Annotated in this window: 11 protein-coding genes; 1 reads left to right on the top strand and 10 read right to left on the bottom strand. The window is 41.4% G+C overall.

The annotated features are described in order from the left end of the window. Window positions 1–170 precede the first annotated feature (170 nt). From ftsY to NPUN_RS00390, 7 genes are all read right to left on the bottom strand, one after another. The gene (gene ftsY, locus NPUN_RS00420) at window positions 171–1,814 is read right to left on the bottom strand and encodes a signal recognition particle-docking protein FtsY (protein ID WP_012406911.1); all 1,644 of its coding nucleotides are present in this window, start codon (window positions 1,812–1,814) and stop codon (window positions 171–173) included. A gap of 260 nt (window positions 1,815–2,074) precedes the next feature. Continuing rightward, window positions 2,075–2,716, bottom strand: coding sequence for a transcription antitermination factor NusB (gene nusB / locus NPUN_RS00415; RefSeq protein WP_012406910.1), 642 nt, complete (start codon window positions 2,714–2,716; stop codon window positions 2,075–2,077). Window positions 2,717–2,838: 122 nt separating this feature from the next. Continuing rightward, entirely contained in the window at window positions 2,839–3,603 is a 765-nt protein-coding gene (locus tag NPUN_RS00410) for a DUF502 domain-containing protein (RefSeq protein ID WP_012406909.1), read from the bottom strand. A gap of 530 nt (window positions 3,604–4,133) precedes the next feature. Further along, window positions 4,134–5,042: a glycosyltransferase family 2 protein gene (locus NPUN_RS00405; RefSeq protein ID WP_012406908.1), complete on the bottom strand. Its 909-nt coding sequence runs from the start codon at window positions 5,040–5,042 to the stop codon at window positions 4,134–4,136. A gap of 124 nt (window positions 5,043–5,166) precedes the next feature. Then, window positions 5,167–6,009 (bottom strand): hormogonium polysaccharide biosynthesis protein HpsJ, encoded by an 843-nt coding sequence (gene hpsJ-B / locus NPUN_RS00400; RefSeq protein WP_012406907.1) that lies wholly within the window; start codon window positions 6,007–6,009, stop codon window positions 5,167–5,169. Between the two features lie 322 nt (window positions 6,010–6,331). Further along, on the bottom strand, window positions 6,332–7,651 hold the full coding sequence (locus NPUN_RS00395) for an IS4-like element ISNpu8 family transposase (RefSeq protein WP_012406906.1): 1,320 nt from the start codon (window positions 7,649–7,651) through the stop codon (window positions 6,332–6,334). A gap of 134 nt (window positions 7,652–7,785) precedes the next feature. Next, entirely contained in the window at window positions 7,786–8,433 is a 648-nt protein-coding gene (locus NPUN_RS00390) for a TIGR04282 family arsenosugar biosynthesis glycosyltransferase (protein ID WP_012406905.1), read from the bottom strand. Between the two features lie 84 nt (window positions 8,434–8,517). Between NPUN_RS00390 and NPUN_RS00385 the strand changes: the two genes are divergently transcribed. Next, window positions 8,518–9,414, top strand: a complete 897-nt coding sequence (locus tag NPUN_RS00385; protein WP_234710955.1) for a transposase — start codon at window positions 8,518–8,520, stop codon at window positions 9,412–9,414. A 57-nt stretch (window positions 9,415–9,471) separates the two neighbouring features. Here NPUN_RS00385 and NPUN_RS00380 read toward each other — a convergent pair whose 3' ends face one another. Genes NPUN_RS00380 through hpsE form a run of 3 tightly spaced genes read right to left on the bottom strand, consistent with a single transcriptional unit; the run spans window position 9,472 to window position 12,074 of the window. Then, complete coding sequence (locus tag NPUN_RS00380) at window positions 9,472–10,041, bottom strand: pilus assembly FimT family protein (RefSeq protein WP_012406903.1); 570 nt, start codon at window positions 10,039–10,041, stop codon at window positions 9,472–9,474. Further along, window positions 10,007–11,083 (bottom strand): glycosyltransferase, encoded by a 1,077-nt coding sequence (locus tag NPUN_RS00375; RefSeq protein ID WP_012406902.1) that lies wholly within the window; start codon window positions 11,081–11,083, stop codon window positions 10,007–10,009. The genes NPUN_RS00380 and NPUN_RS00375 overlap by 35 nt, the downstream gene beginning before the upstream one ends. A 1-nt stretch (window position 11,084) precedes the next feature. Further along, complete coding sequence (gene hpsE / locus NPUN_RS00370) at window positions 11,085–12,074, bottom strand: hormogonium polysaccharide biosynthesis glycosyltransferase HpsE (RefSeq protein WP_012406901.1); 990 nt, start codon at window positions 12,072–12,074, stop codon at window positions 11,085–11,087. Between the last annotated feature and the right edge of the window lie 5 nt (window positions 12,075–12,079).

The following is a 12,079-nucleotide window of genomic DNA, read 5'->3' as shown; positions in this document are numbered from 1 at the left end:
TGAAAAAGGTCATTAGCTTGAAATTTTAGCAAAAGTCACCCAGTTATTGTGACAAATTTATGATTTTAGGATTTTAACTGTTTCTAGTTAGTTCAAGTGATAATACCAGATTCAGTTATCCCTAAATTTATCAGTTTGTCAAGAAAAATTTTTAACTCCCAATTTTTCAATTAGCTACTCAAGAGAGCTTCGACAAACTCATAGCTCGAAAAGGGACGTAGGTCTTCAATTCCTTCACCAGCACCAATAAAGCGAATCGGTAAACCTAGCTGTTGCACAACGGCAAGGGCAACGCCGCCTTTAGCAGTGCCATCTAGTTTGGTTAAGACAACGCCACTCAGTTGGGCAGCTTGGGAGAAAACTTCAGCTTGTCGTAGTCCATTTTGACCTAAAGTTGCATCTAGAACCAATAGCGATTCTACTTTGGCATTTGGAGCTTTTTTGTCGATAATTCGCCGGATTTTACCGAGTTCGTCCATTAAGTTTTTCTTGTTTTGTAGTCGCCCAGCAGTGTCTACCAGAAGTAATTCTGTTTGCCGTGATTGGGCAGCTGCGATCGCATCAAATACAACTGCTGCCGGATCTGTATTTTTTCCAGGATTGGCAATTACTTCTACACCACTTCTACTACCCCAAACTTTCACCTGTTCCACAGCGGCGGCGCGGAAGGTGTCTGCTGCCCCAATCAAGCATTTATAGCCAGATTTTTGCCCCAGGTGGGCAATTTTGCCGATGGTAGTAGTTTTCCCAGCACCATTTACCCCGGTGATTAACCAAATGTTCAAAGTTTCTTTTTCTGGGGTAAAGCTAGTTTTGTGGGATGCAATGCTTGGTGCATCCAGCATATCCCGGAGAATTTTTTTCAGATAAGCGATCGCTTCTTCTGGTGCAGTAACTTCTTCTCGAAGTTTTGTTTGTAGAGCATTAATAATAAAGTCTGTCGCCTCTACACCCACATCAGCTTGCAGCAGTAATGCTTCAATTTCCGTCACAGCAGCTTGGTTAAGCGGCCCTTGACCAACGATCGCCTTCAGTTGGTTGAGAATACTCCGGCGAGTTTTGTCTAACCCTTGCCGGAGCTTTTTCAGCCATGTTATTTCTTCAATAGAAACGTCTTCTGGATTTCTACCTTGAGCTGCTAAAACTTTCGCTGACCAGACAAACCCATCATCAAATACCAGTCCGGGAATTTCCTCTCCGATCTCTGAGGTTGCAGCTACTGGCTGTACTACCTCCGGTTCTGGAACTTCAATGGCAGTGGCTATTAGTTGATCTAGTTTTGCTTGCCGTTCTGCCGCCGCCCGTTCTAAGAAGGATAAATTAGCTGGTGCTGTTGGCTGCGTTGCTTCTGGCGTGCGGGTTTGTTCAATTTCGTTTGTGGTTATTTCTGAGCTTTCGACATCTGGCTCTTCAGCAATTGCAATTACTGAGGAATCTTCTGTATTTTCTTCCTCAGTAGCAGTTTGGATAATTTCTGGCTGTGCTGTTTCTAGGGTTGTACTAACAGGTTCATCAATTAGTTCTGATTCAGTGATTTCCGCAATTGCCGTTTCTACAGTTTCAGGTTCTGCTGAGGCATTTTCTGAATCAGGTGGGGTTTCTACTACCTCTGTTTGTTGTTTTTGCTGAATATTTTTGTAAGCAGCTTTAGCAAACGCCAACAAGTCTGCCGTTGTGTCTGGTGCAGTTTCAGCAGTTGAGGTTTCGGCTGGCTCTGGTTGGGGTTCTTGTGCAGGAGTAGTTTCTTCCTGTTTTTTATCAGAGGGAGTCTCAGAGGAATCGTTATATTGACGGCGGAACCAATTAAAAACCATTGCAGCAGTATTAGTTATATGAGTTATAAGTTATAAGTTATGAGTTTAATTTAACTTTGCACTTTTTCTTGAGGTGAAAACTTCCCGGTTATCCTCACCTTTCATGCCTAGTTGGAAGAGAATTAGTTTCCTTCGGTTCGCGCAGCGTCTCCCTTTCTTCCAAAGGAGAGCTAGCGCCAAGGTAAAAGTTTCGCTCGGAGGAAGCCGCAGAAGCGGCTACAGACTTTTCTCCATAGCAGTATATGAATTAGGCACTGTTACTATGCTGTTTTTTTCTGCTCAGTGACTCGGCGCAAAACACCATTAATAAATCGATGACCGTCGTCTCCACTGTAGCGCTTGGCTAGCTCCACAGCTTCGTTGATGGCGATACTATCTGGAACTCCTAAGAATTTCATTTCTGCCACAGCGATTTGCAGGATATCGCGGTCAAGTTGGGCCAGACGAGTTACTTGCCAATCCACTAAGGCAGTAGAAAGGAGTTCATCTATAATGTGTCGATTTTCGTTGACGGTAATCACAAGCTCTTTAGCGTAATTACGGACTCCCTTGTCCTGATTAGCTAGTTGAATCAATTCGGGGAAATCAACTGCCGTACCCAATTGATTGATTGCTGTCTGGGTGCAGGCGATCGCTTCTTGAAGCATTGTTCTGGCAGAATTGAGGTCGGAAGCACGAGTTTGGCTACTTAAAAGGCGATCGTTACTGCGTTGCAGTTCACCTGCGGCATTATTGAGGGTATCTTGCACTTCTGAGGTCAGGGTGCGTACTGCTCCTAGCACCAATTTGGATACTAGCTGATCGTCTAGTAGTGTATCTAATTTTTTTGGGTTGACTGGCAATTGGCTAAGGCTTAAAAGCGCCAATTCACGAGCAATTTGCTGGGGTTTACGAGGTTGCATAAAAGTCAGGGGTGATTGTGCGAGAACTGATTAACTAGGCGGGACAAACTTACAAGTCTATCAATTTTGGCACAGTCAAACAACAACATTACGCATTTGCTTGTGACTTTGCCGGATTGATTTTAAGTTTCTTCAACGGAAATAACCTGCCGATTGGCTTCGTCGTGTTTTACTTCCAGATTAGACTCTTTGGGGAAAACCAAGGGCGTGTTAGGGGCGACAATGCCACCTGATACAACTATCTTAAAAGCGTCTTCAATGGACATGGAGAGGTTCACCACCTCGTCTTCAGGAACTACTGCGTACCATCCGGTAGTTGGATTTGGGGTGGTGGGGATAAAAACACTTAGGACGGGGCGGGACATCTGGGCTTGGATATCACTGCTGATTGCACCAGTGACAAAGGCGATCGCCCAAATTCCTCGGCGGGGATACTCTACCAAAATTACCCGGCGAAATTTGCCATTAGAATCTTTTAGTATTGTTTCTAAAAGCTGTTTGAGGGTTTTGTATACCTGCCCAGCTAAGGGAATTGCTTGTAATAATCGCTCACCAAAATCTAATAACCACCGCCCTGCAATATTGCGAGCCATCAGGCCCATCAATAAGATACATAGTAGTGGCACAGCTAATCCTACTAATAAATTCAGTAAATTTACTACAATTGGATTTAACCCATCAAAAGGATTCAGTTGTTTGGGAATTTGCGTGAGGAAATTGATTACCCAATTAGCAATGGTAATTGTCAGCCAGATAGTGGTTGCGAGGGGAATTACTACCAACAAACCAGCAATCAGGTCGTTTTTTAAGTCCTGTTTTAGGCGATCGATTACCAAGCCCCGATTCTCCTGTTTTAAGCTAGAGGAACTTTTGTTATTGGTATCCATACCAGCAAATTCGTCAAATAGCAAAGGCTTTACTTGAAGCAACTTCTGCCGCAAGTAACTATCCAAAATGCTAGCAGCTTGGCTACTACAGCAAGAATACGTACTTGTTGCTGTAAATCAGCTATTTTCCTACAAGCATAGACATAGATATAAACCAATCCGATGGCGGCTGGTTATTCTCAGAGGATGTTACTTTTCCTTGTAAGACTTGTAAATGATTGTTGCAAGTCATGAGGTATTACTAATCTATCGCGCTCAATCAAAAGCTGCTCATGATTGTGAAAGTACCACATGGTAAACCGAGGAGTTATTTTATAGGGTCAGCCACTTTTGATCGGGAGCGCTTTTTATGAAAATGGTCTGTTAAAAACATTAATTGATTATGGCGGTTTTGTTTAAATGTAAAACACGGTAGGGTAGCACAGCTAGCTGTGCTACCCTATTCATCAAAATTCTGATTTTGCGATCGGGCGGGTAGGTGATCGCTGCTTGTTGATTTTATCGGGAATCCTTCTAATCTCCAGTCCCCTTTACACCACATCAGCCTGTGTAGTTTCCGAATCTGCACACTGTATCTGTTGTGGACTCTCTTGTGCCAGAATTGCTGTTACGTCTAAATTAGGTTTTGGTAGATACTTCATTTCCCAAACTTTGAGCAAAATTAAGTATTCGTAGAATGCCTGCAATGTACACCAGGCAAGTCCAGCGTGTCCATCTAAACATCCGCCTAACATAAAATACATATATACAAAGCGTAGCAACGGTCTGGCGGGTAAACGCAAAGACAAATCTTTCAAGGCGCGGCGTTTTTCGACTTCCGATTTACCAAAGAATAAATCTTGCCAGTTGACCTTTCCCTGTTCTAGCTGATACAGCGTTTCTTGAGCTTCATCTGTAGAATAACGGTTATGCTTATCAATCCAACGGCTCAAACCTTTGCTACAAGTGTAGTGGGGGTATGTTTCTTTTAAAAAGCTGGTTGCACCGTCACAAACTTCCCGCTCAGTATGACCATAGTCTGTAAACCACACCTTCCCGTGGCGGAAGAGACGCATTTGGTAACGGGGATACTGTGTGCTGTAGCGAATCCAACGATTCATGAACATGACACGTTCAGCCACGTAGTAACCAATGTAATCAAGATTCTGACTTACCTTTTCGCATTCCGCGAACAGTTCTGGTGTCATCCGCTCATCAGCTTCGAGAATATAAACCCATTCGTGCTTCGGGGGGATAGACTCTAACATCCAGGTGCGTTGGCGGCCGTGGCTTTCAAAAGCGTGTTGGACAACGCGGATGGGATAGCTACTGGCAATTTCCACAGTGCGATCGCTACTGCATGAATCCACAACAATAATGTCATCCGATAGCATCGCTGATTCGATACAAGCAGCAATATCTAGTTCTTCGTTATATGTCAGTATGTAAATTGAGAACATTACTCAAGTTCTATAGCGATTTTACTCAGTGATAATTGCCTTTTTATTTTTATTAGCTATTAGGCGCATGGCAGTATAAACCGAATAATTTTTGTATAAGTCTTACTGCCATGCCAATAGTGGATTAACGGGCGGTAGCTTTAGGTTTACCACCTTGTACAGCACCCATACCTTTTAAGCCTGTCCAGCCGATGATAATGTAACCAATGGATAATAACAAACTGCTAATTCCAATCCGCAGTCCAGACTTCCAAGCAGTGTCTTTAGCTTGTTGTTCTGCTTCTTCTCTGCGTTGGCGAACTTGGCTCAGTTGTTGAGTTCGCAGTGTCTGAATATCTGTTTGTTGTTCGATAGCTTTGTCAAGCGCTTGGGGATCTGTTTTAGCCTTCTTCAGTAACTCTTTGATATTTGGGGGAATTTGAGAGCTTTCAAGCGCTTGCTTGTATTTTTGATCGTCTTTGAGGATTTCACTAAACTGAGCTTTGGTTTGGGTTCGCAGTTGATCTAATTGAGCTTTTCCTTGCTCAGTATTCAGTTGTGCTTGCAATTGCGATAAGCGAGTGTTGAGTTGAGCTTCTGCCTGATCTGCTTCTTGGGTGATTCGATTGAGTGTTTGAGTCTTAGCTTGATTGACGTTATTGAGGTGCAGGGGAAAAATCAGCAAGAACATCAACCCTAAAATACTTGAGAGAATCACAGCGGGAAATCTTAAATCGATCCCTTGGGGGCGATCGCTTCCTGCATCAGCGTTTTCAATCCAATAGGCAGCAAACAGCAGTCCCAGTCCTACTAGAGGAACAATCCCCCGATCGACTAGCGCTGTTGCCAAGTTGATTTGCCATACCCGATCAGTCGGTTGAAAGGGTAACAATAGAATCAAAAAGTCCACAAAAAACGACAAAATGCAGATTATTCCAACTACCTTAACGGTGAGGGCAGTACTCACGGAAGTAAAACGGTTAACCATAGTTTTTCAAACTGGCGGTGAATACGAGTGATTTTCATATTTCAAGTTACTTGAATATTGTGCCTATGACCGTGACTGTTGTGTAGAAATACAAAGCAGATTCAATATTGGTAAAGGCTATCTGCCTCTTGGTTTTCAACTAGGCCACAGTAACATTTGTTATGTACAGTGTCTTCAGGAAATTCCTAGTATTTTAAAATCTAAGTATAATCCGTAACGTTAGAAAAGACTCATTAATTACCCGATTTCCCTTGTTTTCAGTTCTCAATCGCTTGCAACATAGGCATTTTGTAGGGGCACACAGATGTGCATTGGTGTCAACTTAAGAAGATTTTGCCCAAATTTGTTGGGTGTAAGCGTCAATCTCTCGATGACGCTTACGCCTTGCTTTAACTAATCCAAACAGCTTTTGACGTTCCACAAGATAAGGAACAGCCTCATGTGCATCACCACGGAGAACAGCTTGTGAAAAATGGTATAAAGCACGAAATACCATTTCTGTAGAAATTCGGTCTAAAGGTTGGTTGAGGGCGATCGCTATATCGATACATAATTGGTTAAGAACAGCATAAAAAATCCAAGTGGCAAAAATCTGGATTTGTACGCCATTGTTGTCCCCAACCCAAATATAAGCTAAACCTAAAAGTCTTTTTGTGAGCAGAAAAGCATCTTCAACGCGCCAGCGCCTGCTCCCTAATTCACAGACAAGATGAGCAGATAACATTTGTGGGTCGAGTACATTTGTCAGGTAATAGTACCAAGTTGAACCCCACAAAACAGAAACTAAACGTACTTGGTGCTGGCAAGGATTAGAGCGATATTCCCCCATAGATATAATTTCATTACGGTAGAATGAGGCATTGGTCAAACAACGTATCACCTTGTAAGAAGTTTTTTCTCGCAGTCTTGTCAAAAAAAACTTATCAGCTTCTGTGAACGCATCAAACCAAGGAAACTTAAAAAATCCTAAATCAAAAATCAGCAATCCACCAATTGGTAGGCGTTCAAGTAATTGTTCGCACCAAGTTTTATCATTGGCTTTGCTGTTTTGCGTATACCAGGTTGTGACTGGGTGATGGCTAAATGCTTCTACCACCATCATAATTTTGCCAGCAAGTGTTTTTTCTTGTTCTTGTAGTACTTTGAGTTTGCGTCTTAGTGCTTCTAGGGTTGAACCGTCAGCAATCCAGATGGCTGTAAATTTGGCGCATACTGGCTGCCAATTCTCTGGTACTGCCTGATTTTGTGGCTGCACATTCATTCTTTCCATTACTTGCTCGAAAATTTGTGCAAATAATTCTATTGGTAGTGTTCTCAATCGTTTTGAAACTGCTTGGGCACTCACTTCAATCCGACCTGCCCACAATAATCCTTCTTCGCATAGGACTCTTTGTACTTCTCTTAATCCAGGAATCTGACGATATACTAAACTCACAACGAGCGCCATCATTACCGATAAGGTCAGTATTCTGTCTCGGAATGGTTTCTTTTCTTCCGTTTCGTACAATTTCAAGGGTTTAAAGTTGAGCGGAGATAGTAATGAGTAGATTTTTTGTTCAATTTCCTCTATTGGCGGCATCGGTACTTGTTTTTGTTGCCGCAGGTCTGGGTTTCCTGTTCGCGCTGGGCGTTTTCTTGCCATGATGTATCTCTAAGAACATCATTAGTAATGTTCTTAGATTACATCTTTTGCTTACTTTTTGCTTAAGTTGACACCAATGACAGATGTGCGCCCCTAGTGGGTTGTGCATCCATATAAAAATCACTATATCTCCCTCATCCTTTCACCTCACCCACAAGGGCTTGCTCCCAAATTGGCAGATCCTCGGGTCGGTCAACATCAGCTAAAGGCGACAAATTCACGTGTGATAAATAAAGTTTCTGGGCAATGTCTACGGTTTTCTGGAATACTTGAGCAGTTCCCCACTCAATGTTAACGAATAACTCCGGGATAGCTTGGCGCAAACCAATTAAGTAATATCCACCGTCGATCGCAGGTCCAAGTACGAGGTCAAAGGTGTGTAACTTTTCAAAAGCTGTTGCTAAAATCTGGCTATTTACTCCAGGACAATCTGTACCGATGATAATTACTTTTTCTGCACCAGATTGAAAAGCATCGAAAAGCGATTGTGCCATCCGCGAACCTAGATCCCCTTCACCTTGAGATTGGTAAACCAAATCTAACCCCAGCCAGTCTTGCATGAGTTGCAAATCGCCACCTGCAAATCGCACTTCCACAGATATGGCAATGGCTTTTTGTAATTCTTGAACCTGAAATATTGTATATTCAGTCATTTCCCGTTGAAGATTGGCAGCACCAAGATTTCCTAAAGCAGGTATCAATCGGGTTTTTGTCTTACCTGGTTCTGGATAGCGAGTAAAAATAATTAAGTGCTGTTTTGGGTTTGCTGGTAAATTCAGCACACAATACCTTTTTTAAGAAACTAAGAGATATTTTAATAGACTTGTCGGGAAATAAGAGAGAATAGACAGCAGTGGTAGGGAAGAATGATGCTGAATATTGAAGGTGCGCTGAAGCAAGACCGACTGTTGAGGGCATTAACTGGGTTGAACCGGAAAGCATTTGATGCCCTTTTGCCCACGTTTACCACGATGTACCTAGATACTCAACAGGCCAAGCCTCGTCAACGTGGCCTGGGTGGAGGACGCAAAGCCCGCTTACTTACAGCCCAAGACAAATTGTTTTTCATCCTTTTCTATTTCAAATGTTATCCGACCTTCGATGTGGCGGGACTGCTCTTTGATATGCATCGCTCCCAGGCACATGAGTGGATGCATCGATTGCAGCCAATATTAGAAGCGGCTTTGGGACAGAAGATGGCGCTGCCGGAACGCCATCTCGAAAGCATTGAAGCATTTTTGTCACGCTTTCCAGGAGTGCAACGAGTGATGATTGATGGGACAGAACGCCCAATTGCGCGACCTCAAGAAAGAGAACAACAACAACAGAATTACTCCGGTAAAAAGAAACGTCATACGCGTAAACACTTGGCGGCAGTTGATGAAACCAAACGGGTCTTGATCTTAAGCAAAGCACGAGAAGGCAAACTGCATGACAAACGTTTTCATGACGAAGATGACATTGCAGGTAGTGTGCCTGATGAAATTCCGATTGAAGTAGACTCGGGCTTTCAGGGATTACAGAAGCAGTATGACAATCTCCATCTTCCTCACAAAAAGCCCAAAGGGGGCAAGTTAAGTGACCTTCAAAAAACGGAGAATCGTCAATTGAGTCAATCCCGTGTAGTTTGCGAAAATGCCTTTGCTGGTGTGAAGCGCTACAACGCCGCCAGTGTCATTTATCGTAATCGGATTGAAAACTTTGATGACCATTTGATGCTGACCGCAGCAGGATTATGGAACTTCTACTTGATGGCTGCTTAAGAGAATCCCAATTACAAGACCAGCATTGCCTCACTTATCTTTTATTTCCCGACAACTCTAATAGCAATACTTGTCGTCATCGGTTGTAGTATGCTCCTTTGCCGTTCGCATTGCCCCTAAAATCGTTGAAACAATAACACAACGCTTGACTTTACCACCAGACTTACTCGATAGTGTGATTCGTCCTAGATCGTTAGGGCTTTTAGCATTCCCTCTGTAGTCAAATTGAACTTTGCGTATATTATTTGACAGTTGCAAGGTTGTCTCAGAGTCTAAGCGTACATTGGAATCTATGTTATTCCAGTTAGCCGTAGATGGGTTTATTGTAGCAGGATGAACAGCCCATTGAATAATGCCGTCTTGCTCGCGAAAACTGGCTTGCCAAGTCAACTTTTCCTTAGTGGCTTGCCTTCGGGCTTGATGAATAGCAAGCTGAACTTCGTTTTGAGCAGTGTTGAGACGGCGAGTCTCTACAAAAGCTAGCCAATTAGCTATTCCCAGCGTAGCTAATATACCAATTAATACAACAACTACTAACATCTCTAGCAGGGTAAAACCACTACAGGAGTGCTTATTCAAAAGCTTCTTTGCATTAACTAGAGACGGTAAATGCACCTGGATATCCATTTTTGTTTTCTGAGCGCTTTTCAACTACCCAGTCGTTGAGCAATGTTTCAGTTTCTTGCCTTCTAACTTGACGCTGGTTAGTAATAATGTCTAGCAAGGTCGGCAGAATAAGGATTATGACAATTTTCAGTGACAGTTTTAGGGTGAAATTTATATTCTGAAGTCTTGAAGGGTCATAAATAAAATACTTACATAAAAATATAGCAGCTGCTATACCTTTTTTTCTGTTTAATGGCTTTTGTAGAGCTTTGCAGACCAGGTATTTATATAAATTTGCCAGACAAAGATTCCAACTATCCTTTAGTGTCGTTCCATTAGCGTCTCTTAGAGAAGGTCTTTCCTTATAGGCCCTCTCAAGCACTTGTAAACAGGATTTTTCCTGTCTAACAAGATTGCAAGAAACTGAATTAGGAGTTATGCGATATAAGATTTGTACAGATGGGACGCATATAAAATTAAACTTATAAGCTAATCGCAGCCACATATCCCAATCCTGAGCCGCACCTAGAGATTCATCAAAGCCACCTAATGTAATTAAAGCTTTTCTACAAATTAAAGGATTGGAGCCATTCTCTAAAAAATTATTTAGTAACAAACTTTCATAAACATTTCCATTAGCGGTAACTCGCTTCCCTGAAAGTATAAATTCACCCTTTTCATCAATATAATCAGTCCAACTATAAGCAACTTTTGCAGTAACGTTTTTTTGCAAAGCCTTTAATTGATGCTGAAGTTTATCAGGTGTCCAAACATCATCTGCATCTAAGAAACTAACAAATTTTCCAACAGCATGGTTTAACCCTCGATTACGACTAACATTTCCGCCAGCATTAGGATAGGAAAATACTTGTATTCGCGAGTCTGGAATTTTTCTAATAACTTCTAATGTTGAATCTTGAGAACCATCATTTATTACAATTAATTCAAAATTATGAAAAGTTTGATTTAAAACAGATTCAATAGTTTTTTTAATAGTTTTTTCACTATTGTAAGCTGGGATAATCACACTAATTAATGTTTTGTTTAAAGTTGACTTAATCATTTTATATACTTCTTGTTTTAAAAATTTTGTCTAACTTCCATCTTAAGGAATAAAAGGGGCTCATCATACTAGCTAAGTAAAAGTTAATCTCAAAAACTGCTATTAAATTACTTTCTAATTGACCTCTATACTTAATAAGATGGTGTAATAATCGGTGTAAATTTCCCAAAATAGTTTTAACGAAAAGTATTGGTTTTTGCCAATTTTTAGCATTGATCAAGCGGAGCTGGAAAATACACAGGCCACAACCACGCGCTAGTACTAGTAAGTAATCTTTTTCTAGCCGCCAATGTGGAATTTGATGATCGATATGCATCGCCGGATTGTACCAGATTTCCCAACCTTCTTTGTGCAAGTATAAGAGAGCTTCTGTATCATCTCCAGCAACCATCAATTTAGTTAGTCTACCTTTAAAAACCAATTGTTCAGGAACACTTTCACACCAAGCTTGTTTACGGACGACTAGCGCAGCCCCTGGAGGAAGTCTTAAATTATCTGCATCAAATAAATATGGTTTTAGTCCGTGTTCTCTAATGGCTAGAAAGGCTTGAATCCTTGCAAAATCTTTTGGGGGGTTTACTTCAAAATCTCCATGAATTTGACCACTCCAGGCACCAGCTTGAGGATGTTCTTTGCCGAAAAGATAAGATTGTAAAACCCAATCATTTGCTGGAAGATTATCATCATCTATGAATGCAATAAACTCGCCTCTTGCTTCATTTATAGCCCGCATTCTTGCGAAAGCTATTCCCTGTTCTTTCTCTAAAAAGTACCTCACTGAAAAATTTTTATTAGAAAAATTTTGATAATACTCACTTATTTTATTTGTATCATCTTTACTATTATTATCAATAATAATAATTTCCCAATTAAGATTTTCTACTCCTGTCTGATTGAGTAGCAAATCTAAAACTTTCGGTAAACGTTTGGCTCCATTGTATGTAGGAATAGATACAGTAAAATCTAAGCTGCCAAGTGTATGTTTATCCATAAAAA

The organism is Nostoc punctiforme PCC 73102 (assembly GCF_000020025.1).
Taxonomy (GTDB): domain Bacteria; phylum Cyanobacteriota; class Cyanobacteriia; order Cyanobacteriales; family Nostocaceae; genus Nostoc; species Nostoc punctiforme.
Note: the sequence above shows the minus strand (reverse complement) of the source record. Positions and strands in the feature narration are given on the sequence as shown.

What these genes read in the sequence shown, in the direction of transcription:
- ftsY (WP_012406911.1), bottom strand. Translation starts at nt 1,814, where the DNA reads ATGGTTTTTAATTGGTTCCGCCGTCAATATAACGATTCCTCTGAGACT.
- nusB (WP_012406910.1), bottom strand. Translation starts at nt 2,716, where the DNA reads ATGCAACCTCGTAAACCCCAGCAAATTGCTCGTGAATTGGCGCTTTTA.
- NPUN_RS00410 (WP_012406909.1), bottom strand. Translation starts at nt 3,603, where the DNA reads ATGGATACCAATAACAAAAGTTCCTCTAGCTTAAAACAGGAGAATCGG.
- NPUN_RS00405 (WP_012406908.1), bottom strand. Translation starts at nt 5,042, where the DNA reads ATGTTCTCAATTTACATACTGACATATAACGAAGAACTAGATATTGCT.
- hpsJ-B (WP_012406907.1), bottom strand. Translation starts at nt 6,009, where the DNA reads ATGGTTAACCGTTTTACTTCCGTGAGTACTGCCCTCACCGTTAAGGTA.
- NPUN_RS00395 (WP_012406906.1), bottom strand. Translation starts at nt 7,651, where the DNA reads ATGGCAAGAAAACGCCCAGCGCGAACAGGAAACCCAGACCTGCGGCAA.
- NPUN_RS00385 (WP_234710955.1), top strand. Translation starts at nt 8,518, where the DNA reads ATGATGCTGAATATTGAAGGTGCGCTGAAGCAAGACCGACTGTTGAGG.
- NPUN_RS00380 (WP_012406903.1), bottom strand. Translation starts at nt 10,041, where the DNA reads ATGGATATCCAGGTGCATTTACCGTCTCTAGTTAATGCAAAGAAGCTT.
- NPUN_RS00375 (WP_012406902.1), bottom strand. Translation starts at nt 11,083, where the DNA reads ATGATTAAGTCAACTTTAAACAAAACATTAATTAGTGTGATTATCCCA.
- hpsE (WP_012406901.1), bottom strand. Translation starts at nt 12,074, where the DNA reads ATGGATAAACATACACTTGGCAGCTTAGATTTTACTGTATCTATTCCT.